The sequence below is a fragment of the Mesorhizobium sp. WSM4810 genome, assembly GCF_055811235.1.
Genome location: NZ_JBVVQV010000005.1, coordinates 241,496 through 267,077 on the forward strand (window position 1 = coordinate 241,496; position 25,582 = coordinate 267,077).

The 25,582-nt window shown below is 63.7% G+C and carries 20 protein-coding genes and 1 riboswitch; of the genes, 13 read left to right on the plus strand and 7 right to left on the minus strand.

Annotated elements, in window-relative coordinates:
• Positions 1-15: 15 nt before the first annotated feature.
• Together tilS and ftsH are read left to right on the plus strand one after the other, a co-directional pair.
• On the plus strand, positions 16-1,395 hold the full coding sequence (tilS, locus tag AC0L3O_RS10265; protein ID WP_473615488.1) for a tRNA lysidine(34) synthetase TilS: 1,380 nt from the start codon (positions 16-18) through the stop codon (positions 1,393-1,395).
• 123 nt (positions 1,396-1,518) lie between these two features.
• On the plus strand, positions 1,519-3,447 hold the full coding sequence (ftsH, locus tag AC0L3O_RS10270) for an ATP-dependent zinc metalloprotease FtsH (protein ID WP_023799979.1): 1,929 nt from the start codon (positions 1,519-1,521) through the stop codon (positions 3,445-3,447).
• Positions 3,448-3,760: 313 nt separating this feature from the next.
• Here the strand turns inward: ftsH and AC0L3O_RS10275 are convergent, their stop codons facing one another.
• Positions 3,761-4,423: a hypothetical protein gene (locus tag AC0L3O_RS10275; RefSeq protein ID WP_473535730.1), complete on the minus strand. Its 663-nt coding sequence runs from the start codon at positions 4,421-4,423 to the stop codon at positions 3,761-3,763.
• A 514-nt stretch (positions 4,424-4,937) separates the two neighbouring features.
• On the opposite strand from AC0L3O_RS10275, the gene glmM reads away from it, so the two are divergent.
• The 5 genes from glmM to serA all read left to right on the plus strand — a co-directional run bounded on the left by glmM (position 4,938) and on the right by serA (position 11,438).
• Complete coding sequence (gene glmM / locus AC0L3O_RS10280; protein ID WP_236368978.1) at positions 4,938-6,290, plus strand: phosphoglucosamine mutase; 1,353 nt, start codon at positions 4,938-4,940, stop codon at positions 6,288-6,290.
• Between the two features lie 225 nt (positions 6,291-6,515).
• Positions 6,516-7,355: an outer membrane protein gene (locus AC0L3O_RS10285; RefSeq protein ID WP_023799976.1), complete on the plus strand. Its 840-nt coding sequence runs from the start codon at positions 6,516-6,518 to the stop codon at positions 7,353-7,355.
• Between the two features lie 190 nt (positions 7,356-7,545).
• Entirely contained in the window at positions 7,546-8,295 is a 750-nt protein-coding gene (locus tag AC0L3O_RS10290) for an outer membrane protein (RefSeq protein ID WP_287075062.1), read from the plus strand.
• A 187-nt stretch (positions 8,296-8,482) separates the two neighbouring features.
• Positions 8,483-9,658: a phosphoserine transaminase gene (locus tag AC0L3O_RS10295; protein WP_473535729.1), complete on the plus strand. Its 1,176-nt coding sequence runs from the start codon at positions 8,483-8,485 to the stop codon at positions 9,656-9,658.
• 181 nt (positions 9,659-9,839) lie between these two features.
• A complete protein-coding gene (serA, locus tag AC0L3O_RS10300) occupies positions 9,840-11,438 on the plus strand; it encodes a phosphoglycerate dehydrogenase (protein ID WP_031255292.1) in 1,599 nt (532 codons plus the stop codon).
• Positions 11,439-11,543: 105 nt separating this feature from the next.
• Here the strand turns inward: serA and AC0L3O_RS10305 are convergent, their stop codons facing one another.
• A complete protein-coding gene (locus AC0L3O_RS10305) occupies positions 11,544-12,434 on the minus strand; it encodes a DMT family transporter (RefSeq protein WP_287240371.1) in 891 nt (296 codons plus the stop codon).
• A gap of 313 nt (positions 12,435-12,747) precedes the next feature.
• Here AC0L3O_RS10305 and AC0L3O_RS10310 point away from each other — a divergent pair, with 313 nt between their 5' ends.
• Positions 12,748-14,046 (plus strand): adenylosuccinate synthase, encoded by a 1,299-nt coding sequence (locus AC0L3O_RS10310; RefSeq protein ID WP_473535728.1) that lies wholly within the window; start codon positions 12,748-12,750, stop codon positions 14,044-14,046.
• Between the two features lie 74 nt (positions 14,047-14,120).
• Positions 14,121-15,755, plus strand: coding sequence for a hypothetical protein (locus AC0L3O_RS10315; RefSeq protein ID WP_128170974.1), 1,635 nt, complete (start codon positions 14,121-14,123; stop codon positions 15,753-15,755).
• Between the two features lie 26 nt (positions 15,756-15,781).
• Here the strand turns inward: AC0L3O_RS10315 and AC0L3O_RS10320 are convergent, their stop codons facing one another.
• The 4 genes from AC0L3O_RS10320 to AC0L3O_RS10335 all read right to left on the minus strand — a co-directional run bounded on the left by AC0L3O_RS10320 (position 15,782) and on the right by AC0L3O_RS10335 (position 18,853).
• On the minus strand, positions 15,782-16,081 hold the full coding sequence (locus AC0L3O_RS10320; RefSeq protein WP_023803907.1) for a CcdB family protein: 300 nt from the start codon (positions 16,079-16,081) through the stop codon (positions 15,782-15,784).
• Positions 16,081-16,323 carry a type II toxin-antitoxin system CcdA family antitoxin gene (locus AC0L3O_RS10325; protein WP_091593381.1) on the minus strand — a complete coding sequence of 81 codons (243 nt, stop codon included), beginning with the start codon at positions 16,321-16,323 and terminating at the stop codon, positions 16,081-16,083. The genes AC0L3O_RS10320 and AC0L3O_RS10325 overlap by 1 nt, the downstream gene beginning before the upstream one ends.
• A gap of 63 nt (positions 16,324-16,386) precedes the next feature.
• Positions 16,387-18,207, minus strand: coding sequence for an ABC-F family ATP-binding cassette domain-containing protein (locus tag AC0L3O_RS10330; RefSeq protein ID WP_027152924.1), 1,821 nt, complete (start codon positions 18,205-18,207; stop codon positions 16,387-16,389).
• Position 18,208: 1 nt separating this feature from the next.
• Positions 18,209-18,853 carry a thiamine diphosphokinase gene (locus AC0L3O_RS10335; RefSeq protein WP_473535727.1) on the minus strand — a complete coding sequence of 215 codons (645 nt, stop codon included), beginning with the start codon at positions 18,851-18,853 and terminating at the stop codon, positions 18,209-18,211.
• 102 nt (positions 18,854-18,955) lie between these two features.
• Positions 18,956-19,069: riboswitch (TPP riboswitch) on the plus strand.
• Between the two features lie 43 nt (positions 19,070-19,112).
• Between AC0L3O_RS10335 and thiB the strand changes: the two genes are divergently transcribed.
• From thiB to AC0L3O_RS10355, 4 genes are all read left to right on the plus strand, one after another.
• Positions 19,113-20,126 (plus strand): thiamine ABC transporter substrate binding subunit, encoded by a 1,014-nt coding sequence (gene thiB / locus AC0L3O_RS10340; protein WP_473615490.1) that lies wholly within the window; start codon positions 19,113-19,115, stop codon positions 20,124-20,126.
• 92 nt (positions 20,127-20,218) lie between these two features.
• Positions 20,219-21,838, plus strand: coding sequence for a thiamine/thiamine pyrophosphate ABC transporter permease (thiP, locus tag AC0L3O_RS10345; protein ID WP_473535726.1), 1,620 nt, complete (start codon positions 20,219-20,221; stop codon positions 21,836-21,838).
• Positions 21,838-22,605 (plus strand): thiamine ABC transporter ATP-binding protein, encoded by a 768-nt coding sequence (thiQ, locus tag AC0L3O_RS10350; RefSeq protein ID WP_473535775.1) that lies wholly within the window; start codon positions 21,838-21,840, stop codon positions 22,603-22,605. The genes thiP and thiQ overlap by 1 nt, the downstream gene beginning before the upstream one ends.
• Positions 22,606-22,896: 291 nt before the next feature.
• Positions 22,897-24,324, plus strand: a complete 1,428-nt coding sequence (locus AC0L3O_RS10355) for a M48 family metalloprotease (RefSeq protein WP_287176126.1) — start codon at positions 22,897-22,899, stop codon at positions 24,322-24,324.
• A 230-nt stretch (positions 24,325-24,554) separates the two neighbouring features.
• Here the strand turns inward: AC0L3O_RS10355 and AC0L3O_RS10360 are convergent, their stop codons facing one another.
• A complete protein-coding gene (locus AC0L3O_RS10360) occupies positions 24,555-25,418 on the minus strand; it encodes an RNA polymerase factor sigma-32 (protein ID WP_027152930.1) in 864 nt (287 codons plus the stop codon).
• Between the last annotated feature and the right edge of the window lie 164 nt (positions 25,419-25,582).

Below are 25,582 nucleotides of genomic sequence, written 5' to 3' on the forward strand. Positions count from 1 at the left end.
TTTGGGCGATATGCATTGACGCCCGAAACCGAGCCTGACCGTTCGGTTTTTTCGCAGATCGACTTTACCAGCGGCGCTGTTGCGGCCGTGTCCGGCGGCAGCGACTCGACCGCCCTCCTCCTTCTCCTTAAAGATCACCTCGACCGTACCGCGCCGGCAACGAAATTGCTGGCTGTGACCATCGATCACGGTCTGCGGCCGGGCTCGGCAGCGGAAGCACAGGCCGTGGCCAGGTTTTGCGCCGGGCGCGGCATTGCCCACCGCATCCTGCTCTGGTCCGGACGCAAGCCGTCGACCGGCCTGCCGGCTGCCGCGCGAGAGGCACGCTACCGGCTGCTGGCCGAGGCGGCGCAGGCGGAAGGTATCGGCCTTATCCTGACCGGCCACACGGCCGACGACCAGGCCGAGACGGTGCTGATGCGGCAAGCACGCCAGGAGGGAGCGCGAGAGCCAGAGCGAGGTCTGGCCGGCATGGCACCGGCCACCCTCTATGACTGGCGGATCTGGATCGCACGGCCGCTTCTCGGCACACGGCGTGCTGCGCTGCGCGAAGTCCTGCGGCGCGCGAATGTCGGCTGGGCCGAAGACCCGACCAATGAAGACGAGGCTTTCGAGAGGCCACGTATCCGCGCAGCGCTTGCCGACCGCAATGGTGCGCGGGAAGACGCGTTGGCGCTGGCCGCGCGGGCTGCGGTGGAGCGCGAGCAGCTTGGCCATCGCGCCGCCGCGCTGATCCGTGGCTTTGCCAGCAGGCCCGCAGCCGGCCTTATCCGTCTCGATCCGGGCTTTGCGACAGCCGTCGACGAGGCGGCGGCCGTCTACGCGCTGCGCGTCCTGCTGGCGACTGTCGGCGGCATTGCGTTTCTGCCCGAGCAGGCTCGCAGCGAGGCGCTGCTCAACCGGCTGAGGCCCGGACCACCTGGCACAACCTCATTTTTCGCTACCCCGTTTTGCGCCACATTGTCGCGGACGGTGGTCGATGCGCGGCGTGCCGGCATTTTTCTGCGTCGCGAAACCCGCAACCTGCCGCCCGCTGCGCCTGCCGTGAACAATGCCCCTTGGGACGGTCGCCGGAGGATCACATTGGCGGACAGACCGGGTGAATTTTTGATCGCGCCGCTCGGCGCGGCGCGTGCCGCAAGACAGGCAATTGCCGAAAATGGCACGCCGCCGAGCCTTGTCCGCGCGGCTCTGGCGGCCGAGCCGGTGCTGTGGCGCGCAAGCGAACATCCAGGCGACAGCCCGGTCTTGGCGGGAATGGCGGTATGCCCGGTCGTCGCGCCCTTTGCCCGCTTCCTGCCGTCCTACGACCTGGCGCCGGCCGGAACTGTCGCCGCGCTGATCGGCGCGCCGCGACTTCCTGCCCCGCCTTTCGGCGGCCACACTGCCGGTTGATCATGGGCGAAAGCTTAACCGCGACATGCTGTTCTGCTTGGCAATGAAGGGCGCCATCCCTATGTTAGACCCAAGTTTCCTCTCACGACGCGTGTCCGCTGGCGGACACCAACGGGACAATTGATGAATCCGAATTATCGCAATCTCGCGCTCTGGGCGATCATAGCGGTCCTGCTCATCGCTCTCTTCAATCTGTTCCAGACGCCGCAGACGCGCGGAGCAGCGAGTGACGTCCCCTATTCGCAGTTCCTGCAGGACGTCGCGGCCGGCCGGGTCAAGACGGTGACCATCGCGGGCGCCCGCATCTCGGGCACTTATACCGACACCTCTACCGGCTTCCAGACCTATTCGCCGGGTGATCCGTCGCTGGTTTCGAGACTCCAGGACAAGAACGTCACCATCAACGCGCGCCCCGAATCCGACGGTTCCAATTCGCTGTTCAGCTATCTCATCTCCTGGCTGCCGATGATCCTAATCCTTGGCGTCTGGATATTCTTCATGCGCCAGATGCAGTCCGGCTCCGGCCGCGCCATGGGCTTCGGCAAGTCCAAAGCCAAGCTTTTGACTGAAGCGCATGGCCGCGTCACCTTCCAGGATGTCGCCGGCGTCGACGAAGCCAAGCAGGATCTGGAAGAGATTGTCGAATTCCTGCGTGATCCGCAGAAGTTCCAGCGGCTTGGCGGCAAGATTCCGCGCGGCGTGCTGCTCGTCGGCCCTCCCGGGACCGGCAAGACGCTGCTTGCCCGTTCGGTCGCCGGTGAGGCCAACGTGCCGTTCTTCACCATTTCCGGCTCGGACTTTGTCGAGATGTTCGTCGGCGTTGGCGCTAGCCGCGTCCGCGACATGTTCGACCAGGCCAAGAAGAATGCGCCCTGCATCATCTTCATCGACGAAATCGACGCGGTCGGCCGCCATCGCGGCGCCGGCCTCGGCGGCGGCAACGACGAGCGCGAGCAGACGCTGAACCAGTTGCTGGTCGAAATGGACGGCTTCGAATCCAACGAAAGCATCATCCTGATCGCTGCCACCAACCGGCCGGACGTGCTCGATCCGGCGCTGCTCAGGCCCGGCCGTTTCGACCGCCAGGTGGTGGTGCCGAACCCCGACATTGTCGGCCGCGAGAAGATCCTGAAGGTGCATGTGCGCAACGTGCCGCTGGCCCCCAATGTCGACCTCAAGGTGATCGCGCGCGGCACGCCGGGCTTTTCCGGCGCCGACCTGATGAACCTCGTCAACGAATCCGCCCTGATGGCGGCGCGGCGCAACAAGCGCCTTGTCACCATGGCCGAGTTCGAGGACGCCAAGGACAAGATCATGATGGGCGCCGAGCGCCGCTCGTCGGCGATGACCCAGGCCGAGAAGGAACTCACCGCCTATCACGAGGCCGGCCACGCCATCCTGGCGCTGAACGTGCCGTCGGCCGATCCGCTGCACAAGGCGACCATCATCCCGCGCGGCCGGGCGCTTGGCATGGTCATGCAGTTGCCGGAAGGCGACCGCTATTCGATGAGCTACAAATACATGATCTCGCGCCTTGCCATCATGATGGGTGGCCGCGTCGCCGAGGAGTTCAAGTTCGGCAAGGAGAACATCACCTCGGGTGCCTCCTCGGACATCGAGCAGGCAACCAAGCTGGCGCGCGCCATGGTCACACGCTGGGGTTTTTCCGACAAGCTTGGCCACGTCGCCTATGGCGACAACCAGGAGGAAGTGTTCCTCGGCCATTCGGTGGCGCGCACGCAGAACGTCTCGGAAGAGACGGCGCAGATCATCGACGCCGAAGTGCGTCGGCTGATCGACGAGGCCTATTCGACGGCGAAATCCATCCTGACCAAGAAGAAGAAGGAATGGATTGCGCTGGCGCAGGGGCTTTTGGAATATGAGACGCTGTCCGGCGACGAGATCAAGCAGCTGATCGCCGGCCACAAGCCGGCACGCGATCTCGGCGACGACACGCCGCCGAGCCGCGGCTCGGCCGTGCCGAAGTCCGGCAGCCGCCGCAAGAAGGGCCCGGAGCCCGAAGGCGGCATGGAGCCTCAGCCGTCAAGCTAGGGTCCGGCTCAGGAAACGCCGCGGCTTGGACGCGGCGTTTTTGTTCAGGAGGTGCCGACAGCCGATCGCGGCCTGAAAAACTCAATCACTTCACCCAAGTGCCGGGGACTTCTCCACATGGGAAATAGACGTTGAAGGTTTGCGGATGCCGTGATGAGGGCTGATCTCCCCGCAAGGGGGGAGATCGACAGCGGCGCCGACAGCGCCTCGCTTGCAGCGCAGATGCGGCATATCCTGGCCCTGCCTGCCACCGCCAGCAGCAAAAGGCCCGCGAACCTTCGCGAGCCTTGCTATATTCGAATGTTAATGTCGATCAGCTCTTCAGCGCGGCATTGCACAGGCTGTAGAAGCCGCCACCGTTCTGGATCCACTTGAGGCCACCCAGCGTCCCGGCATCCTTGTTGGCGTGGTACTGGTCGCGGCAAGTGTGCATGCGGGCCTTGGACGGGGTTTCGCTGCTATACTTGGTGGAGATCGCCTTCGGAAACGTCACTCCCTGGGGAGCGGTGACGGTCGGCTTTTCCGGCTGGCTGGTGAGGCTTGCCTGATCGGCTGCCGGTATGGTGTCGTCGGAACCGCTGGCACCGCACTGGCTCATGCGGAAGTCGTTCCACTTCATGCCGTTCAGCGTGTTGGCAGTCTTGGCCGCCCGATATTTGGCGCCGCACTCCGCCCTGCTGAGGCCGTTGCCTGCATTGGCAGTTGCCGCTGCCTTGGTCGTCGCTGCGGCGGCCGCATCGGTAGTTGCAGCGCTGGTGCTGTCCGGCTTGGCTGGCGTGGCGTCGGTTGCGGCGGCAACGGTGCCGCATTCTGCCTTGCGGAACTGGTTCCAGTTCTGTCCGCCAAGTGTTCCCGCGTCCTTTGCCGCGTTATACTTGGTGCTGCATTCGGCCATGGTCAGCGCTTTGGCGGGTACTGCCAGGAATAAAGTCACGACGGCAAGACCCGTCAAAGTGGCAAGTCGATGGATGAGCATGTGTCTTCTCCCTCTGGGTGTTCACGTTATGTCCCAAGCAAGCAATAACACTCAACGAATGGTTGCGCCAGAGGCTAAATGGCGTGAAAGCTGTCGGAAAGTGCATTATTTTTATGAAATGGGTGCCAGCCTCCGTTCGCCGGGCGATTTGCCCGCGCGCATTTGCACGGAAAACTTGTATAGGGCGGACCAGTATCAGGAACTGCCTCACATGGCGGGCCGATCGGGTCGGCAGTGCGGCGGACCTGAATGCCCGGTCCAGAGCAACACGACGCGCGGGTTTCGAATTCAATGCCTATCGACGCGCACATGAAACAATCCAGATGCGGTCAGAAGTTCCTGAACGCTGTGCTGCAACCAGGGCAGGCAAAATCAAAGCACTGACGTGACACAAAACACACAAGACAACAGTTTTCTAAGGATTGGTGCCCTATAATCATGAATTGTGATGATAGGGCTCGGGCCAATGTGTGGCATGACGTGCCGGCAATGAACCATCGGGAAGCTGACTAGCATGGCAGGAAGTTATTTCGGAACGGACGGCATTCGCGGACGCGCTAACAGATTTCCAATGACGGCGGAGGTCGCCATGAGGGTCGGCATGGCCGCCGGCCTTTCGTTCCAGCGCGGCAACCATCGTCACCGCGTCGTGCTCGGCAAGGACACCAGACTTTCCGGCTACATGATCGAGAATGCGATGGTATCGGGCCTGTGCGCCGCCGGCATGGATGTGTTCCTGCTCGGCCCGATTCCGACGCCCGCGGTCGCCATGCTGGTGCGCTCATTGCGCGCCGACATCGGCGTGATGATCTCGGCCTCGCACAATCCTTACTACGACAACGGCATCAAGCTGTTCGGTCCCGATGGCTACAAGCTTTCCGATGAGATCGAGGAGCGCATCGAGGGCATGCTCGACAAGGATATCGAACTGGCGCTCGCCGACTCGGACGGGCTCGGCCGCGCCAAGCGCGTCGACGGCGTTCATGACCGCTACATCGAATTTGCCAAGCGCACGCTGCCGCGGTCGATGTCGCTGTCGGGCCTCCGCATCGTTGTCGATTGCGCCAACGGCGCTGCGTACAAGGTGGCGCCCGAGGCGCTGTGGGAACTCGGTGCCGAAGTTGTCGCCATCAACGTCGAGCCCAACGGCTTCAACATCAACAAGGAGTGTGGCTCGACCCATCCGGCCGGCCTGCAGAAGAAGGTGCACGAAGTGCGCGCCGATATCGGCATCGCGCTCGACGGCGACGCCGACCGCGTCGTCATCGTCGACGAGAATGGCGCGATCGTCGATGGCGACCAGATCATGGCGCTGATTGCCGAGTCCTGGCATCAGAGCGGACGGCTGGCCGGCGGTGGCGTCGTCTCGACGGTGATGTCCAATCTCGGCCTCGAACGCTTCCTCGGCGACATGAACCTGCAGTTGCACCGTACCAAGGTCGGCGACCGCTATGTCGTCGAGCACATGCGTGCGCACGGCCTGAATGTCGGCGGCGAACAGTCGGGCCACATCGTGCTGTCCGATTTTTCCACCACCGGCGACGGCCTCGTCTCGGCACTCCAGGTGCTCGCCTGCATCAAGCGGCAGAACCGACCGGTCAGCGAACTGTCGAAGAAGTTCGCGCCGGTGCCGCAATTGCTGAAGAACGTTCATATTTCCGGCGGCAAGCCGCTCGAGGAAGCCCTGGTCAAGGCGGCGATCGAAGATGGACGCCATCGTTTGGGCCAGGCTGGCCGCCTGGTCATCCGGCCGTCCGGCACGGAACCGCTCATCCGCGTCATGGCGGAAGGCGACGATCAGCAACTGGTCGAGGCCGTCGTCAACGACATCGTCGAGGTCATTTCGGAAACCCGCAGCGCTGCCTGATCCCCCAGTTTTTGCCAGGTGAAAAGCCCGCCCTCTGGCGGGCTTTTTTCGTGTGTCCGCACGCCAAATCGTTGGCAGACAACGCGAAAATCCTGAAAGATTTAGAGATTCATGGTTAAGCGATAGGGTTAAACGGCTTTTAACTTTTCCAATTCATTCTCCACGACTGAAACCAATCAGATTCGGACGCGTTCGCTGTGCCGAGGGTTCTCAGGGGTGACAAGCATGTTCAATACAGCAAGAATGGGCCTCTTTGCCGCGCTGCTCGCGGGCGTGGCCGGACCAGTGTTGGCCGCCGACTTCGTCGAGCCGCCCGTGGTCGAGCCGGCCCCTCCGCCGCCCGTCTACGAGCAGCCGGTCGAATATGGCGGCTGGTACATTCGCGGCGACATCGACTACCACTGGTCGAAGTTCCGCGGCGGCGACTACATCACCTACGGGGCGGTTCCAGGCACTGGCAGCTTTGACAGCGGCAAGCTGGATGGCGCCTTCTCGGCCGGCGCCGGCGTCGGCTACCAGATCAACCGGCATTTCCGTACCGACCTGACCGCGGACTGGATGAGCAAATCCGATTTCCGCGGCTCGACCAGCGGCTTCTGCGGCATCAATCAGACGCCCTGCACTTCGACCGACCACTCATCCTATACGGCGCTGCTGCTCCTGGCCAATGCCTATGTCGATATCGGCACCTGGCACGGCGTCACGCCTTATGTCGGCGCCGGCATCGGCGGCGCCTGGGTCAAATGGGACACGCTGCACAACAATGACATCGACGGCGAGTTCGAGCATCATGGCGGCAAGGGCTGGCGCTTTGCCTATGCGGCCATGGCGGGCGCCTCCTACTGCCTGACCGATCGCGTCAAGCTCGATCTCGGCTACCGCTTCAGCCATATCGAGGGCGGCAAGATGTTCGACTACGCTTCAGACAGCAATGTCGGTCCCGGCCGTGACAAGGGCATCAATGTGCACGAAGTGCGCGGCGGCCTGCGCTACCAGTTCGGCAACTCGGACTGCGCCCAGCCGGAGCCGATCGCCTACGAACCCGAACCGGTTTACACCAAGTAATCGCTTCGAGAGCAGGTTTGCGGACCGCCCGGCAAAAGCCGGGCGGTTTTTCTCGTTGTGGCGGAACGCGCATCAAAATCAATTCGCTAACGCCCTGTTATCCTTAACCGCCACTTAACCACTATGGTTAACAATGCCCTGAAACGGCGCTCGCGATCGCGAATGGCGCCACCTTCGGGAGCCGGGGATCATGACAGTCAAATCGGGCATAGCACTGGCGCTTGCAGCAATCGCCCTGACGCCGTTGTCGCAGGCGCTTGGCGCCGACTACGATCCGCCGATCTATGTCGACCAGGCGCCGGACTATGTGCCGGTCGAAGTCGGTTCGGGATGGTATCTGCGCGGCGATGTCTCCTATCTGGTGCAGAAGAGCTTCGACAATGAGGACTTCGCCTTCGCGCCAGCGAACTTCGACGAAGAAGAGGATCACATCTTCGCCAGCATCGGCTTCGGCTACCATTTTAACGATTATCTGCGCGCCGATCTCAATCTGGGCTATCTGCCCGGCAACGAGATCAGCGTCAGCTATGACAACGGAACGACCGTGGCATCGGCGGACCTGGAGAACTACGCGTTCTCGGGCATGCTCAACGGCTATGTCGATCTTGGCACCTATGTCGGGATCACACCCTATCTCGGCGCCGGTATCGGTATTGTCCAGACCAGGCGGCGCCTCTCGGCGGACTACTTCACAGACAACGCCAACCCCGCCGACGATTTCGTCCGCGATGACAACGAGACCCATTACTCTTTCGCCTATACGCTGAACGCCGGCCTTGCCTACCAGGTGTCCAAGAACCTTTCAGTCGATCTGGGCTATCAATATTTTTCCGCACCCGACGCCGAATATACCACCGCACAGGATTTGGATTCCTATCCGATCGACAAAGGGATCAGCAATCATCAGGTCAAGGTCGGGCTGCGCTACGATCTCTGGTAGGCACGGCGAAAGCCTCGGGAATGCCAGCGGCGGATTTCGGTCCGTCGTTCTCTTTTTCGGTGGGACGCGACCAGTATCCCGTCAGCGACAAAAACTTTCCTCTTGACGCCGGAAGCCTGAACGCATATCGCCGTCTGTGGGCCACCCCTCCCCAACGAGGGGCCACTATCTGGAAGGATAGACCACGATGACGATCCATACGAAGCCCGGACTGCGCCCGGCAAATCCCAATTTTTCCTCAGGTCCCTGTGCAAAACGCCCCGGCTGGTCAGTCGAGGCGCTGGCCAATGCCGCGCTCGGACGCTCGCACCGCGCCAAGATCGGCAAAACCAAGCTCGAACAGGCGATCGAGCTGACGCGGGAAATTCTCCAAATTCCGGCGGATTATCGCATCGGCATCGTGCCGGCGTCGGACACCGGCGCGGTCGAGATGGCGCTGTGGTCGCTGCTCGGCGAACGCGGCGTCGACATGGTCGCCTGGGAGAGTTTCGGTTCCGGCTGGGTCACCGATGTGGTCAAGCATCTGAAGCTCGCCGACGTGCGCAGGATCGAAGCCGGCTACGGTGCGTTGCCGGATCTGACAAAAATCGACTTCGACCGCGACGTGGTCTTCACCTGGAATGGCACGACCTCAGGCGTGCGCGTGCCGAACGGCGATTTCATCCGGGCCGCCCGCAAGGGCCTGACCATCTGCGACGCCACGTCGGCGGCCTTTGCGCAAGAGCTCGATTTTGGCAAGCTCGACGTCGTCACCTTCTCCTGGCAGAAGGTGCTGGGCGGCGAAGGTGCGCATGGCATGCTGATCCTCAGCCCGCGCGCCGTCGAGCGGCTGGAAAGCTACAAGCCTGGCTGGCCGCTGCCGAAAATCTTTCGCCTCACCTCGGGCGGCAAGCTCATCGAAGGCATTTTTAAGGGCGAAACCATCAACACGCCGTCGATGCTGTGCGTCGAGGATTATCTCGACGCGCTGCGTTGGGCGAAGTCGATCGGCGGTCTCGACGCATTGATTGCCCGCGCCGACGCCAACGCCGCAATTATCGACGGTTTCGTCGGTAAATCCGCATGGCTTGGCCATCTGGCCACCGACCCGGCGACGCGGTCGAACACGTCCGTCTGTCTTTCCTTCACCGACCCGGACGTCGCCGCGCTCGATGCCGACGGACAAGCGGCGTTCGCCAAGGGCATCGTCTCGGCGCTCGACAAGGAAGGCGTCGCCTACGATATCGGCGCCTATCGCGATGCGCCGCCGGGCCTGCGCATCTGGTGCGGCGCAACCGTCGAGACTTCCGACCTCGAAGCGCTGCTGCCGTGGCTCGACTGGGCCTTTGCCGCGCAAAAGGCGTCGCTCAAGGCGGCCGCCTGATCCCTCCCCTTCGAGGGGAGGGTGGCCCGAAGGGCCGGGTGGGGTCGCCTCCACCCAACTCAACGGTCCGCCATCCAGAAGAAAAAGATTTCGGCCACGCCCGGCCGCAACCACCCCACCCCGGCACTTCGCGCCGACCCTCCCGTCAGGGGAGGGGCGCCAATCGCAAAGGATGAAGCCCATGCCCCGCGTTCTCGTCTCAGACAAACTCTCCACCACCGCCGTGCAGATCTTCAGGGATCGCGGCATCGAGGTCGACTACCTGCCCGATCTCGGCAAGGACAAGGAAAAGCTGCTCGAAGTGATCGGCCAGTATGACGGCCTCGCCATCCGTTCGGCGACCAAAGTCACCGAAAAGCTGATCGACGCCGCCACAAGGCTCAAGGTGGTCGGCCGCGCCGGCATCGGCGTCGACAATGTCGACATCCCGGCGGCGAGCCGCAAGGGCATCATCGTGATGAACACGCCCTTCGGCAATTCGATCACCACCGCCGAGCATGCCGTCGCCATGATCTTCGCGCTGGCCCGCCAGATACCGGAAGCCAATGCCTCGACCCATGCCGGCAAGTGGGAAAAGAACCGCTTCATGGGCACCGAGATCACCGGCAAGACGCTGGGCATCATCGGCTGCGGCAATATCGGCTCGATCGTCGCTACGCGCGGCGTTGGCCTGAAGATGCACGTCATCGCCTTCGATCCGTTCCTGTCGGACAGTCGCGCCGAGGAACTCGGCGTCGAGAAGGTGGAACTCGACGAGCTGTTCGCCCGCGCCGATTTCATCACCCTGCACACGCCCTTGACCGACAAGACGCGCAACATCATCGACGCTTCGGCGATCGCCAAAATGAAGACCGGCGTGCGCATCATCAACTGCGCCCGTGGCGGGCTGATCGTCGAGGCCGACCTGATCGCGGCGTTGAAAAGCGGCAAGGTGGCAGGCGCCGGCATCGACGTGTTCGAGGTCGAGCCGGCGGAGAAAAGCGAGCTGTTCGGCATGGAGAATGTGGTGGCGACGCCGCACCTCGGCGCATCGACGATGGAGGCGCAGGAGAATGTCGCTCTGCAGGTCGCCGAGCAGATGGCCGACTACCTGATCAAGGGCGCCGTTTCCAACGCCATCAACATGCCGTCGATCACCGCCGAGGAAGCGCCGCGCCTAAAACCCTTCGTCAAGCTGGCCGAAGTGCTCGGCGCCTTTGTCGGCCAGGTCACCGAGGATCCGATCAAGGAGGTCGAGATCCTGTTCGACGGCTCGACCGCGACGATGAACACGCGCGCGCTGATCAGCGCCACACTTGCCGGGCTGATCCGGCCGCAGGTCTCCGACGTCAACATGGTTTCGGCGCCGATCATGGTCAAGGAGCGCGGCATCATCGTCGCCGAGGTCAAGCGCGACAAATCGGGCGTGTTCGACGGCTATATCAAGCTGACGGTCAAGACCGAGCACAAGACGCGTGCGATCGCCGGCACCTGCTTCTCGGACGGCAAGCCGCGCTTCATCCAGATCAAGGGCATCAACCTCGACGCCGAGGTCGGCCAGCACATGCTGTACACGACGAATGCCGACGCGCCCGGCATCATCGGCCTGCTCGGCACGGTCTGCGGCGAGAACGGCGTAAACATCGCCAACTTCCAGCTCGGCCGCAACCGGCCTGGCGGCGATGCCATCGCGCTGCTCTATCTCGATGCGCCGTTCCCGGAGAAGGTGCTGGAACAGGTGCGGGCGCACAAGTCGATCGACTCCGCCAAGCGGCTGCATTTCGACGTCGGCGTCGCCTGAGTCATGCGCGAGCGCCCCGCGAGCTTTGTAAGCCCACGGGGCGTTCGACAATGGCGTCGAAATATCGACAGAGTTCTTTCACGGCCCGTCACAGCTTTCCGGCTGTCAAATCGCCATTTTACGTCCGCTGTATTCAGCCAGGCTGATGCCGCCGAGCACCAGCACGAGGGCCACGCCCTGATAGAGCTGGAATGTCTCACCGACGATCAGCACCGAAAGCAGCGTGCCGAAGATCGGCACCAGGTTGATGAACAGGCCGGCCCGGTTGGCGCCGATCAGTTCGATGCCCCTGATATAAAAAATTTGCGAGACGACCGAAGCGCCGATCGCAGTGTAGAACGCTATCGCCCAGCCGCGCGCATCGGGGATGATGACCTTGCCGGCAGCCACCTCCCAGAGGAAGAAAGGCAGCGAGGTCACCAGTGCGGCAATCGACAGCGCCAGCATCAGGCTTTGCCAGCGTATGGCCGGCTTCAGCCGCAACCCGACCGAGTAGAAGCTGTAGCAAAGCACCGCGATCAGCATGATGGCGTCGCCGAAGTTGAGGTCCAGCTTGAGAAGCTGGCGCAGATCGCCGTGGCTGGCGGTCAGGGCGACGCCGATGATCGTCAGCACGACACCGGCGATCTGCACCCGGTTCACACGCAGGCGAAACAGCACGAAATTGGCGAGGATGATGACGACCGGGATTGCCGCCTGCTCGATCGAGACGTTGATCGCCGTCGTGTAGTTGAGCGCCGTGTAGAAGATCGCGTTGAAAAAGGTGAAGCCGCAAGCGCCGAGCCCGCCAAGCAGCAACCAATGCCTGCGCACCACCGGCCAGTCCTCGCGCAGCGTTCGCCAGCCGATCGGCAGCATGATCAGAACGGCCAGGACCCAGCGCAGGAAGACCAGCGTCATCGGCGAAATATGGTCGACTGCCAGCTTGCCGGCCACGGAGTTGCCGCCCCACAGCAAGGTGGTGAACAGCAGGAACAGATAGGCGGTTCGATGCATCGCGAAATTCCAGCCGGGGTGGGCAGGGTCATTGCCGACCTATTGTGGTGGTTCGCCCAAGTAAATGATGTCAAACGTGAAAATTGTTGTGCCTGAGGGCGCTTTCGGCGGCAAAGAATGGTCGCGCTCGCCGGGTGTTGACGTTATAGAACGACGTACGTCCACCTGGACGCACAAAGTACGCGTCTCAAGGCTTTGAACGTTCGCGTCGTGCTATCCGAAAATCGATTCCGATTTTCTGGCCGATGCGATAGAAGCCTGTCGTTTCGAACCATTCAAGCCGCTCGGAGCGGCGCCTCAAGGGAAAAGAAACATGGCCAATGTGGTGGTCGTCGGCTCGCAATGGGGCGACGAGGGCAAAGGCAAGATCGTCGACTGGCTGTCGGAACGCGCCGACGTCGTCGTGCGCTTCCAGGGCGGCCACAATGCCGGCCATACGCTGGTCGTCGACGGCAAGGTCTACAAGCTGTCGCTGCTGCCGTCCGGCGTGGTGCGGCAAGGCAAGCTGTCCATCATCGGCAATGGCGTCGTCTTCGACCCGCATGCCTTCGTCGCGGAAGTTGCGAAATTGAAGGCGCAAGGCGTCGAGGTGACGCCGGAGCGCCTGAAAATAGCCGAAAACACCGCGCTTATCCTGTCCTTGCACCGGGAGCTGGACGGATTCCGCGAAGACGCCGCCTCCAATTCGGGAACGAAAATCGGCACGACCCGTCGCGGCATCGGCCCCGCTTATGAGGATAAGGTGGGCCGGCGCGCAGTCAGGGTGATGGATTTGGCGGATTTGGAAACGCTGCCCTTGAAGGTCGACAGGCTGCTGACGCATCACAATGCGCTGCGCCGCGGGCTCGGCCACGCCGAAGTCACGCATGACGCAATCATGAGTGAGCTGATTTCGGTCACCGACGAGATCCTGCCCTATATGGACCGCGTCTGGAAGATCCTCGACGACAAGCGCCGCGCCGGCGAACGCATCCTGTTCGAGGGTGCGCAGGGCACGCTGCTTGACATCGACCACGGCACCTATCCGTTCGTCACCTCGTCCAACACGGTGGCTGGCCAAGCGGCCGCCGGATCCGGCGTCGGCCCGGGTGCCATCGGTTATGTGCTCGGCATCACCAAGGCCTATACGACGCGTGTCGGCGAAGGTCCGTTCCCGACCGAACAGAAGAACGAGATCGGCGAGTTCCTGGGCACGCGCGGCCACGAGTTCGGCGTCGTCACCGGCCGCAAGCGCCGCTGCGGCTGGTTCGATGCCGTGCTGGTTCGCCAAGCCGTCGCCGTAAACGGCATCAAGGGCATCGCCCTGACCAAGCTCGACGTGCTCGACGGGCTGGACGAGATCAAGGTCTGCACCGGCTACCGCCTCGATGGCGAGGCGATCGACTATCTGCCGGCCAGCCAGGGTGCGCAGGCGCGCGTCGAACCGGTCTACGAGACGCTGGAGGGCTGGAAAGGCACCAGCGCCGGCGCCAGAAGCTGGAACGATCTGCCGGCCCAGGCAGTCAAATATGTCCGTCACATCGAGGAACTGATCGGCGCGCCGGTCGCACTCCTTTCCACCAGCCCTGAACGGGACGACACAATACTTGTGACCGATCCGTTTCAAGACTAGATTCCAAGCTGTTCCGGGCATCGCGGCCGATTTGCGGGGGCCGGCCCAGAAACGAAATGCAGGTCGACTGAAGCATGGCAGATTTTGTTGGTGCTCTGAAAAAGACGCTCGACGGCCTTGGAAATCCGACGCCGGAGATACGCGCCAGGGTCTATGACAAGGCCCGTTCGACAATCGCGGACAAGCTTGCGAAGAACATACCGCCGCTGGCGCCGTCGGTCGTTGCCCAGCATAAGCGCACTCTGGAAGATGCCATCGCCATCGTCGAGCGGAGCTACGCCAAGCCTGCGCCGGTATCCGATCCGCTGTCGGAGTTGGAGGACATCTTCTCCTCCATCGACCGCAACAAGAACCAACCCAGCCATGTCCGACAGCCGGCAAAGGCCGAGCCGGCATGGCAGCCGGCCAAGACCGAGCCGGAATGGCAGCCGGCACCTGCCGCCAAAGCCTCGCTGAATTGGCAAAAACCGCCTCCAGAGGGCACCGATGCGGAGCCTTCGGACGCGGATCTTCCAGCGGCGTACGAGAACAGCGATAGCTTTAGAGACGATGTCTTCCCCAACGACGAGGAGCCGGCGCCGGACACTTTTCAGCATCCTGCCGAGCGCAGGCGCAGCTATGGCGGGCTGATCGCCGCTGTCGTCGCCTTGCTCGTCATCGCGGGCGGCGGCTACGGCATCTGGCTGAACAAGGACGCGTTCAGCAACATGCTGGGTCTCAACAGCACGACGGTCGCAACCGTAGAACCGCTGGTGAAGCCGAGCCCGGCCGAGCGGCCGGCTGCCGATGCTGCGGCAAGGGCCCCGGCCGCAGCGGCTCCAGCCGATGCCGAGGGCACAAAGTTCACCCAGCGGCTGACACCTGAGGGCGGTGAGGTCGATCCCGGCCCAGCTTCAGGACAAAGTGGCATCGGAGAGGGCGAATCCGTCGCAGCACTGACCACGCCCCCGCCGGCCGCACCTGCGCCTGCAGCGCCTGCCGGCACGCCAGCCACGAATGTGCCCGCACCGGGCGCGGCCCCCGCAACACCGCCTGCCGATGCCGCCACGCTGGCGCCTGCGGCGCCGACCGATAGCGCAGCCGCGCCGGCAGCGCCGGCCCCGGGTGCCGCGCCGGGTGCTGCACCGACAGCCGCGCCTGCGGAAACCGCACTGGCTGTCGGCCAGAAGGCGATCTTCTACGAGGAGCGCACCAGCACCGCGCAAGGCTCGGCCGAGCCCGGCAGCATCGTCTGGTCGCTGGTGCAGGAATCGCCCGGCGGCAATCTGCCGCCCGAGCCGGCAATCCGCGCCGAGGCGAGCATTCCGGGCAAGGACGTGCAGTTGCGCATGACCATCCGCCGCAACACCGACCAGACGCTGCCGGCCAGCCACATCATCGAGATGATTTTCCTGACGCCCGATGGTTTCGACGGCGGCGGTGTCGACAACATCCTGCGCGTCGCCATGAAGGGCTCTGAACAGGATGCCGGCAGTCCACTGATCGGCATCCCGGCCAAGATCGCCGACGGCTTCTTCCTGGTCGCTCTCAACGACACAAAGCCGGACGAAGACGCCAATCTGACCCTGCTGCGGGGCCAGAAATGGATCGACGTGCCGGTCGTCTACAAGACCGGACGGCGGGCGCTGCTCACCATGGAAAAGGGCATTCCCGGCGAGAAGGTGTTCGACGAGGCGCTGAAGGCCTGGCAAACAAAAGAGGCGGGCTGAGGCCGGCTCACCAGCCTCCCTTCGGCTCAGAAGCCCTGGAACAGCATGTCGAGCGCGGCCACGATGTCGTCGTGATGCCTGGAGATATTCAGTCGACTTTCGCCCAATTCCTTGGCCGGAACCGTGGCGATCAGATGGGTGGCCACAACCAATTTTCGCCCATTGATCTCGACGAGGGGATGGAGCTTTCGCATCGGCGGCGGCGTCATTGTTGTCGGAAGCAGCGGGATCACCACCCGTGTTTTAAAATCGTCGAGCAGGTCGGATTGGACGTCCAGCAAATAGCTGCCTTCCACCCGACCCGCGAAGACATCATAGCGTGCCATCAGAACTGCCGATGTTCTTCCAACGGAATACCGTGCTTTTCGACGTATTCGTTCCACGCTTCTATTGTGGCGCGATTCTCAAGTTTCCATAGTCGGGCTTTTTCGGCAGCCACCGCCTCTGCGATACCGGCTTCGGCGGCGCGCGAGACATTCACATCGAGTCCCTTGGCTTCCTTCATGAGCTTTGAGTCGATCGACAGATTTGCCGGCTGACGAACCGCATTCATAGCTATCTTTCGCATGATAACCTCCGCAGAATGCGCATAATGTATGCGCATTGTCGTGGTGGAGCAACGGCGAAGCGTCTACCCCTCCATCTCCTCGCGCAGCATTTCAAGTTCCAGCCATTCCTCCTCGAGCGCTGCCAGCGTGGCGCGCTCCTTGTCGAGCGCGGCGATGGTCTTCTGGAATGAGGCCGGGTCGCGCTCGTAATAGGCCGGGTCGGCGATATTGTCCTCCAGCCGTGATATCGAGGCGGTCACCGCGTCGATCTTCTTGGGCAGCGATTCCAGCGCGAATTTCTGCTTGAACGACAGTTTTTTCGCCGGGCCCTTCGGCGCAGTTGCCTCGGTCCTGGCTGCCGCCGCCACTTCACTCGTCTCGGCCTTCGGCCGTGCCTTGCGGTCGTCCAGCCTGGTGCCGCCGCGCTGCGCCAGCATGTCGGAATAGCCGCCGGCATATTCGATCCAGCGGCCGCCGCCTTCCGGCGCGATCAGGCTGGTCACCGTGCGGTCGAGGAAATCGCGGTCGTGGCTGACCAGGATGACGGTGCCGGCAAAACCGGCGACCAGTTCCTGCAGCAGTTCCAGCGTCTCCATGTCGAGATCGTTGGTCGGCTCGTCGAGCACCAAAAGATTTGCCGGCCGCGCCAGCACGCGGGCGAGCAGCAACCGCGCCCGCTCGCCGCCCGAAAGCTCGCGCACCGGCGTGCGCGCCTGTTCCGGCTTGAACAGGAAGTCCTTCATGTAGGAGACGACGTGGCGCTGCTCGCCGTTGATGACAAGGTTCTCGCCGCGGCCGTCGGTGAGATATTGCGCCAGCGTCTCTTGCGGGTCGACCGCCTCGCGTTTCTGGTCGAGCGTGGCGATCTCCAGATTGGTGCCGAGTCGCACCGTGCCTGAGTCCGGCTTCAATTCGCCGGTCAGCATCTTCAGCAGCGTCGTCTTTCCGGCGCCGTTCGGGCCGACCAGGCCGACGCGGTCACCGCGCTGGATGCGGGTCGAGAAACCCCTGACCACGGTGAGGTCGCCAAAGCTCTTCTCGATGTTCCTGGCCTCGATCACCAGCTTGCCCGATTCGGCGGCGTCGCTGGCCACCATCGTCGCCGCACCCTCGGCGCCACGATGGCCGCGAAAGCGCTGGCGCATGGTCTGCAATTCGCCGAGCCGGCGCATGTTGCGCTTGCGCCTTGCCGTCACGCCATAGCGCAGCCAGTGCTCCTCGCGCACGATCTGGCGGCCAAGCTTGTGCTGCTCGCGCTCTTCTTCTTCCAGAACGGTGTCGCGCCATTCCTCGAAATGGCCAAAGCCCTTGTCCAGCCTGCGGGTCTGGCCACGATCGAGCCAGACGGTGGCGCGCGACACGCGCTCGAGGAAGCGGCGGTCGTGCGAGATGACGATCAGCGCCGAAGAGGTGCGGGCGAGCTCCTCCTCCAGCCATTCGATGACCGACAGGTCGAGATGGTTGGTCGGCTCATCGAGGAGGAGAATGTCGGGCTCCGGCGCCATGACGCGGGCCAGGGCAGCACGGCGGGCTTCGCCGCCGGAGAGATCGTTCGGCCGTTCCTCGCCTGACAGGCCGAGATGCTCCATCAGATAGGTGGCGCGGTAGGGATCGTCGGCGGGTCCGAGCCCCGCCTCGACATAGGCGCGGACGCTGGCGAAACCATCCATGTCGGGCATTTGCGGCAGGTAGCGCACTGTTGCCGAAGGCTGGCGGAACACCTCGCCATCCTGCGGCTCGATCAATCCCGCAGCGATCTTCAGCAACGTCGACTTGCCCGAGCCGTTGCGGCCGACCAGAGCGATCTTGTCGCCCGCCGACGCCGTCAGTTCCGTCCCGTCGAGCAGCGGCGTGCCACCGAAGGTCAGTTTTATCCCGTCGAGATTGAGAAGCGGCGGCGCCATGTCAGCTTTCAGGTAGGGGGAATGGATGGGCGAGCAACAGCGCGCGGCCGCTGCCCAGCGCGACTTCGAGCCGGCCCTTGACCTCGTTGGAAATGGTCAGCGACGAGCCGAACGCCACCTCGACATGGTTCAGCGGCCATTTGGCGCCGGTCACGGTCAGACCGGCAAGGTCGGAGAAGCCGAGAATCGAAAACAGCGTGCCGTCGGCGTAGTCGAAGCCGGCCTTTCCGGGAAGCAAGGGCACGCCTTCCTGTGCGCCACTGGTCAAAAGCACCTCTGTCCCTGCCTCGGCCAGCCGGACCCCGAGCGCCAGGTGCAGGAAGGCGTGGTCGGTGCGCTTGCCGCCGAACGCGCCGGCGAGCACGAGGCTGGTCGCGCCGCGTTCGAGCGCGGCGGCGATAGCCAGTTCGCCGTCGGTCTTGTCCTTTTCTGCCGGAAACACCTGGCGCGGCACGGCGGCGAGCTCGTCCGGCAAATCCGCCGGCACCGAATCGAAGTCGCCGACCCAGAGTTCCGGCGTCAGGCGCAGAGTCCGGGCATGGCTGATGCCGGCGTCGGCGGCGATGACACGCGTGCCTTCGACCTGGCGGTCGAGCAGCGGCGTGCCGATAAGGTCGCCGCCAAGCAGGATGGTGAATTTGCTCATATGCGTGGCCCTTACCAGCCCTGCTTGCGAAACGGAAGGCCGCGGTCTGGATGCCCGGCAAACTTCCGCTTGCGCCGCAGATGGGCCGGGCCTATGTGTCGAAGCGCTCTAACGGGGTGCTGGACGCGATCTTCGCGGGCCGGCTGAGAGGCAACCTGCCAACCCGCTGAACCTGATCCGGTTTGTACCGGCGGAGGGATTAGACGTTTCGGACAACCCGACGCCTCAATTCCCTTCAACGCCAACGAAGGAGGCGCCGATGCGCACGTTTTTATACACACTTGTTTCGGCAGTGCTGCTCGCGGCGACCGTTCTCGCCGGCACCGGGCCGGCATCCGCGCAGGAAAAACTCACCGTCTATACCTATGAGAGCTTCACCGCCGAATGGGGTCCAGGCCCGGCGGTCAAGAAGGCGTTCGAGGCCGAATGCGGCTGTATTCTCGAATTCGTCGCGGTCGCCGACGGCGTCGCCCTGCTCAACCGCGTCGGGCTCGAACGGGCCGCGACCAAGGCCGACATCGTGCTCGGCCTCGACACCAATCTGACGGCGGAAGCCAAGGCCACCGGCCTGTTTTCGCCGCATGGTGCCGTCATCGACGTCAAGGTGCCGGGCGGCTGGAGCGACGATATTTTCGTGCCGTTCGACTATGGTTATTTCGCCGTCGTCTACGACACCGAAAAGCTGAAGACGCCGCCGAAGAGCCTGAAGGAATTGGTCGAGGGCAATGCCGATGAAAAGATCGTCATTCAGGATCCGCGCACCTCGACGCCCGGTCTCGGCCTGCTGTTGTGGGTGAAGTCGGTTTATGGCGACAAGGCGCCCGAAGCCTGGGCCAAGCTTAAGGCAAAGGTGCTCACCGTGACGCCGGGCTGGAGCGAGGCCTACGGCCTGTTCACCAAGGGCGAGGCACCGATGGTGCTGTCCTATACCACGTCGCCGGCCTATCACATGGTCGCCGAAAACACCCAACGCTATCAGGCAGCGTCCTTCGACGAGGGCGCGTATCTGCAGATCGAGGTTGCCGGCATCACCAAATCAGGTGCGAAGAACCCGTTGGCGAAACAGTTCCTGACTTTCATGACCGGGCCGAAATTCCAGGATGTCATTCCCGAGACCAACTGGATGTTCCCTGCCGGCAAGACCGAGAAGCCGCTCAATCCGGCTTTCGACAAGCTCGTCAAGCCGACCAAGACGTTGCTTTTCAGCCCCGAAGAGGTCGCCGCCAATCGCAAGGCCTGGGTCGACGAATGGCTGTCGGTGATGAGCAAGTAGCTTGTGATTGAGAGATGATCACTCTACGGCGCCGGGAACTCGGCCTCAGCCATATTTTCTGCTTCGACGATCGTTGAACTAGGCAGGGCGGCATGCGTACCGGATATCCTGCCGACCCCCGCGTCACCGCCGGCACAATTGCGCTTGCCGCTGTTGCGCTGCTGATCGGCGGCGCGTTCGCCGGGCTCATCGTCGAAGGCGCCCGCGATCCGTCCGGCGCCGCGTCGGCCTTCGATTCCTACCTCTTCCGCGTCGCCCGATTCACGTTGTGGCAGGCATTGCTGTCGACACTGCTCTCCGTCGTGCCAGCGCTGTTCGTGGCGCGGGCGCTGTCGCGGCATCCGCGCTTCTTTGGTCGCGGCCTGATCCTGCAGCTCTTCGCCGTGCCGCTCGCGCTGCCGGCCATCGTCGCAGCACTCGGGATTCTGGCACTCTATGGCCGTGCAGGCTATTTTGCCGGCGTGCTCAGCGCGATCGGCGGTCAGGGCTGGCCGGGCATATACGGCCTGTCCGGCATCCTCGTCGCCCATGTCTTTTTCAATCTGCCGCTGGCGACGCGGCTGTTCCTCGAAGCGCTTGCGACAGTGCCGGCCGACCAGTGGCGGCTGGCGAGCCAACTCGGCATGGGCGCCAGGCCCGCCTTCCGGCTGATTGAATGGCCGACGCTGCGCGCGGCGCTGCCGGGCGTCGCCGGGCTTGTCTTCATGCTCTGCATCACATCCTTTACCATCGTGCTCACGCTGGGCGGCGGGCCGCGTGCGACGACGCTGGAGGTCGCCATCTACCAGGCGCTGCGTTTCGATTTCGATCCTGCCCGCGCGGTGACGCTGACAGTGCTGCAGATCGCGCTGACCTTCGTCGTCGTGCTGGCATTGATGCGGCTCGGCGCCAATACCGTCGGCGACGCCAACCTGCCGGCGGCTTCGCGCCGCTATCTTTCGGCCGGCGCCGCCGAGACCGTGCTGAACGCAGCATTGATCATCCTCGCTTTGCTGTTCGTCGCCGGGCCGATGGCGGCCACGGTGACGTCAGGCTTTGGCGCCGATCTCGGCCGGCTGGCCGGCGAGAGCGCGGTGCGGCAAGCGGCGCTGACCAGCGCCGTGCTCGCCTTGCTGGCGGCGCTGCTTGCAGTGGCGCTGTCGCTGTCGCTGGTCATGGCACGCCGGGCGCTGGCCTTGAGGCGTCGCGTCGGCGCCAGGACGCTGCTCGAATACGCCACCGATACCGGCGCCGGCTTCGTCCTCGTCGTGCCGCCCGTCGTCATCGGCGCCGGCTGGTTCCTGCTCCTGCGGACCGTCAGCGACGTCTTTGCCATCGCCCCTGTCATGGTCGTCGCCGTCAATGCGGTGATGGCGATGCCGTTTGCCATCCGCGCCATTCGCCCCGGCTATGATGCGGCGAGCGAACGCCACGAGCGGCTCTGTTTGCTGCTTGGCATTTCGGGCTGGAATCGTTTCCGGCTGGTCGACTGGCCGTCGCTGCGGCGGCCGCTCGCCACCGGTTTCGCGTTCGCGATGGCTTTGTCGCTCGGCGATCTCGGCGTCATTGCCCTGTTTGGCAGCGACTCCCTGCAGACGCTGCCTTATCTCTTGCTGGCCCGCATGGGTAGCTACCGCACGATGGACGCGGCCGGCCTGGCATTGCTGCTCGGCCTGGTCTGTCTCGCGCTTGTCCTGGCCGCGGACTGGCTGGGACGGGGAGAAAAATCATGATGCTCAACAGCGAAAACGGTACGGCTGTGCGGCTGGAAAAGGTCTCGTTCAGCTATGGCGAAGCGCCGTTTTTATTCGATGTCGAGTTCGCCGCCTCGAAGATCACCGCCATCATGGGGCCGAGCGGCTCGGGAAAATCGACACTGCTCAACCTGGTGGCCGGCTTCGAGACGCCGCGATCGGGCCGCGTGCTGATCGGTGGCGGCGATGTCGGCGGCAAACCGCCTTCGGCGCGGCCAGTGTCGATGGTGTTCCAGGAAAACAATCTCTTCGCCCATCTTTCGGTCGAACGAAATGTCGGCCTTGGCCGCTCGCCATCGCTCAGGCTGACCGAGGCCGACCACGCTGCAATCGCCGGGGCGCTCAAGCGCGTCGGCCTTGCCGGCAAGCAACGGCGCCTGCCGCGCGAACTCTCCGGCGGCGAGCGGCAGCGCGTCGCGCTCGCCCGCGTCCTGGTGCGCGACCGGCCGGTGCTCTTGCTCGACGAACCGTTCGCCTCGCTCGGACCGGCCTTGCGCGACGACATGCTCGATCTGGTAGCCGACCTCCAAGCGGAGCGGCGCATGACGGTGCTGTTCGTCACCCATCAGCCGGAGGACGCCCACCGTATCGGCCAGGACATGGTGTTCCTGGACAATGGCACGGTTGCCGCAACCGGGACTGTCGCCGATTTTTTTACCAAGGCTGGACCGGAAGCCTTTCGGCGCTATATCGGTGCAGGTCCGTTTGGCGCAGGATCACGAGATGTTGCCCGGAAGCGGACATAATTTACGGCCAAACCGGCTTCAGGCGATGTGGCGTTTGCTTGCCATGGTCAAAGTAGTGTGGCTAGGTCCTCCGATACTGGTCCGGCATAGGTTGTGATTTGCCACTACGGTGCCATCCGCGCTCGTGGGCTCGAACGACGCTGTGGCAGTTGATTTTGCGCATGATCTGAAAATCGATGCCCGATTTTCGGGCCATGTGCTGAGAGCCGAAAGGAAGCTGTTCTGCCGACCGGCACAGACAGAGTGAGAAGGAAACCGCTGGCGCGCTTCCTGGCGCTGGCCGGCTTTGCCATGGCGTTGGCAAGCTGCCAGATGTTCACGCCTCCGGACGTTCAGGAATCCGGCTTCCAGCCTTCCAGCAAACCGGTCACCGTCGACAATGTTGCCGCCAACAGCAAGGTCGCCGAAATGGCCAAGGCGCAGCATCCGCGCATCCTCGCGACCTATGGCGGCGAATATTCCGATCCCAAGCTCGAGCGCATGGTCGCCAAAGTCGTCGGCAGCCTGACGGTGGTTTCGGCCAACCCGAGCCAGACCTACCGCATCACGATCCTCAATTCGCCCAACGTCAACGCTTTCGCATTGCCTGGCGGCTATCTCTACATCACGCGCGGCCTGTTGGCGCTGGCCAACGATTCGGCCGAGCTCGCCGCGGTCATCGCGCATGAGATGGGCCATGTTACTGCAAACCACGGCTTGCAGCGCCAGCAGCTCGAGGCCGAGGAAGGCTTTGCGACAAAAGTCGTCTCGGATGTGCTCGGCGACAGCCCGACCGCCAAGGCGGCACTGATCCGCGGCAAGTTGCGGCTTGCCCAGTTCTCGCGCAATCAGGAGCTGGAGGCCGACGGCATCGGCATCAAGTCGATCGGCGAGGCGGGCTTCGATCCGTTTGCCGCCGGCCGCTTCCTGCAGTCCATGTCGGCCTACACCGATTTCCGCTCGATCAGCGGCGCCACCGACGCCAGCCTCGACTTCCTGGCAACGCACCCGAACACGCCGCAACGCATCGATCTGGCGCAGCGCCACGCCCGCCAGTTCGGCGCGCCCGGCGTCGGCACGCGCGACCGCGACGCCTTCCTCGCCGGCATAGACGGGCTGCTCTATGGCGACACGCCGGAGGAAGGCTATGTGCGTGGCGAAACCTTCCTGCATCCGGGGCTCGGCGTGTCGTTCTCGGTGCCCGACGGCTTCATCATCGACAACTCGGCCGCGGCGGTGACGGCAACCGGGCCGGGCGACATAGCGATCCGCTTCGACGGCGTCTCGATCGACAGGAACCGATCGCTGACCGACTACCTCCGCAGCGGCTGGGTGGCCGGTCTCGACCAAAGCAGCGTGCGCCAGGAAACAATCAACGGCAACGAGGCGGCGACGGCGCATGCCAGCGCCGAGGGCTGGCAGTTCGGCATCGCGGTGATCCGCGCCGGCGGCCAGGTCTACCGGCTGCTGACGGCAGCCCCCTCCGCCAGCACCTCGCTGGACGCGGTGGCGCGCTCGGTCAGCGGCTCGTTCCGGATCTTGAGCGCGGCCGAAAAAGCAGCGCTGAAGCCGCTGCATATCCGCGTCGTCACGGTCCGGCCCGGACAGACCATGGGTTCGCTCGCGGCGCAGATGGTCGGCGTCGACCGCAAGCTCGACCTGTTCAGGGTGCTCAATGCAATGTCGCCCGGCGCAGCCGTTTCGGCGGGCGACAAGGTCAAGATCATCACCGACAGATAGGGTGTGTCGATATTCAGGTGATGCCGGCCCGCAAACGGCAATTTCCTGCGCTTCCGACCTTCGCCGGCCGGAGCACTCATGAGCGGTCGCGGCAGTAAGGCTACGGCCGGCGTAGGCCGGTGCTCACGTACTTTATGTACGCTCCGCTCCGGTTCTCGGAAACCACCTGGTTTGGTCGCTTCGCGCCCGTGTTCGACTCCGACTCGTCCTAACCTGAATCGCAACACACCCTAGGCGGCGGTCGCCAGAAACTCGGGGTTTTGCTTCACCAGCGCTATCTTGAGCTTTTCCATGGCGCGTGCCTCGATCTGGCGGACGCGTTCCTTGGAGATGCCAAGCGCCTCGCCGAGGGCTTCGAGCGTCGCGCCCTCGTCGCTCAGCCGGCGTTCCTCGATGATCCTGAGCTCGCGGGCATTGAGCGCGCCGAGCGCGGTTTTCAGCCAGATAGAGCGGCGTTCGACATCGATCGTGTCGCCCACCACTTCGTCCGGCAAAGGATCGTCCGAAACCAGGAAATCCATTCGCTCGGTGGCGCCCGCATCGTCGGCGAGCGGCTGGTTGAGCGAACTGTCCGGGGCCGAAAGGCGCGAGTCCATCATCGCCACATCCGCCTCGGAGACGCCGAGCGCCACCGACACCTCGCGGTAGAGCGAGGTGTTCGAGATCGGCTCGGCACCGTTCGCCAAGCGGGCGCGCAGGCGCCGCAAATTGAAGAACAGCGCCTTTTGCGCCGAACTGGTGCCGCCGCGCACGATCGACCAGTTGCGCAGGATATAGTCCTGCATCGAGGCACGGATCCACCATGTCGCATAGGTCGAAAACCGCACCTCGCGCTCCGGTTCGAAACGGGCCGCTGCCTCCAGCAGGCCGACATGGCCCTCCTGCACCAGGTCGCCGAGGGGCAGGCCATAGTGGCGGAACTTCGAGGCCATGGAAATAACCAGCCGCATATGCGCCATGGCGATTTGGTGCAGTGCCTGCTGGTCGTTGTTTTCCTTCCAGCGCAGCGCGAGAACATGCTCCTCGTCGCGCTCGAGATAGGGGGCTTTCATCGCCGCGCGGACCATGGTTCGCCCTGCCGTATCTTCCATCATGCCACGCTCCCTGTTCCGGGCGTTGCGGTGCGTTCGCTCGCCCCTGAGCTGGCATCGTGGTTGAATTGGCGACGCCGCGCCCTACAACAGCCAACAAACGTGCCACCCGCGCGAATGGTTCCGCCGCTGATGTCGCGTGGATTGCACTGTTCGAACGCTCGATA

Excerpts from the sequence above, each read along its gene's own strand:
- AC0L3O_RS10320 (WP_023803907.1), bottom strand. The coding sequence starts at position 16,081 with ATGGCACGCTATGATGTCTTCGCGGGTCGGGTGGAAGGCAGCTATTTG.
- AC0L3O_RS10325 (WP_091593381.1), bottom strand. The coding sequence starts at position 16,323 with ATGCGAAAGATAGCTATGAATGCGGTTCGTCAGCCGGCAAATCTGTCG.
- AC0L3O_RS10335 (WP_473535727.1), bottom strand. The coding sequence starts at position 18,853 with ATGAGCAAATTCACCATCCTGCTTGGCGGCGACCTTATCGGCACGCCG.
- AC0L3O_RS10360 (WP_027152930.1), bottom strand. The coding sequence starts at position 25,418 with ATGATGGAAGATACGGCAGGGCGAACCATGGTCCGCGCGGCGATGAAA.
- AC0L3O_RS10290 (WP_287075062.1), top strand. The coding sequence starts at position 7,546 with ATGACAGTCAAATCGGGCATAGCACTGGCGCTTGCAGCAATCGCCCTG.
- AC0L3O_RS10330 (WP_027152924.1), bottom strand. The coding sequence starts at position 18,207 with ATGGCGCCGCCGCTTCTCAATCTCGACGGGATAAAACTGACCTTCGGT.
- AC0L3O_RS10355 (WP_287176126.1), top strand. The coding sequence starts at position 22,897 with ATGGCGTTGGCAAGCTGCCAGATGTTCACGCCTCCGGACGTTCAGGAA.
- glmM (WP_236368978.1), top strand. The coding sequence starts at position 4,938 with ATGGCAGGAAGTTATTTCGGAACGGACGGCATTCGCGGACGCGCTAAC.
- AC0L3O_RS10305 (WP_287240371.1), bottom strand. The coding sequence starts at position 12,434 with ATGCATCGAACCGCCTATCTGTTCCTGCTGTTCACCACCTTGCTGTGG.
- AC0L3O_RS10315 (WP_128170974.1), top strand. The coding sequence starts at position 14,121 with ATGGCAGATTTTGTTGGTGCTCTGAAAAAGACGCTCGACGGCCTTGGA.
- thiP (WP_473535726.1), top strand. The coding sequence starts at position 20,219 with ATGCGTACCGGATATCCTGCCGACCCCCGCGTCACCGCCGGCACAATT.
- thiB (WP_473615490.1), top strand. The coding sequence starts at position 19,113 with ATGCGCACGTTTTTATACACACTTGTTTCGGCAGTGCTGCTCGCGGCG.
- serA (WP_031255292.1), top strand. The coding sequence starts at position 9,840 with ATGCCCCGCGTTCTCGTCTCAGACAAACTCTCCACCACCGCCGTGCAG.
- AC0L3O_RS10295 (WP_473535729.1), top strand. The coding sequence starts at position 8,483 with ATGACGATCCATACGAAGCCCGGACTGCGCCCGGCAAATCCCAATTTT.
- ftsH (WP_023799979.1), top strand. The coding sequence starts at position 1,519 with ATGAATCCGAATTATCGCAATCTCGCGCTCTGGGCGATCATAGCGGTC.
- AC0L3O_RS10285 (WP_023799976.1), top strand. The coding sequence starts at position 6,516 with ATGTTCAATACAGCAAGAATGGGCCTCTTTGCCGCGCTGCTCGCGGGC.
- AC0L3O_RS10275 (WP_473535730.1), bottom strand. The coding sequence starts at position 4,423 with ATGCTCATCCATCGACTTGCCACTTTGACGGGTCTTGCCGTCGTGACT.
- AC0L3O_RS10310 (WP_473535728.1), top strand. The coding sequence starts at position 12,748 with ATGGCCAATGTGGTGGTCGTCGGCTCGCAATGGGGCGACGAGGGCAAA.
- thiQ (WP_473535775.1), top strand. The coding sequence starts at position 21,838 with ATGCTCAACAGCGAAAACGGTACGGCTGTGCGGCTGGAAAAGGTCTCG.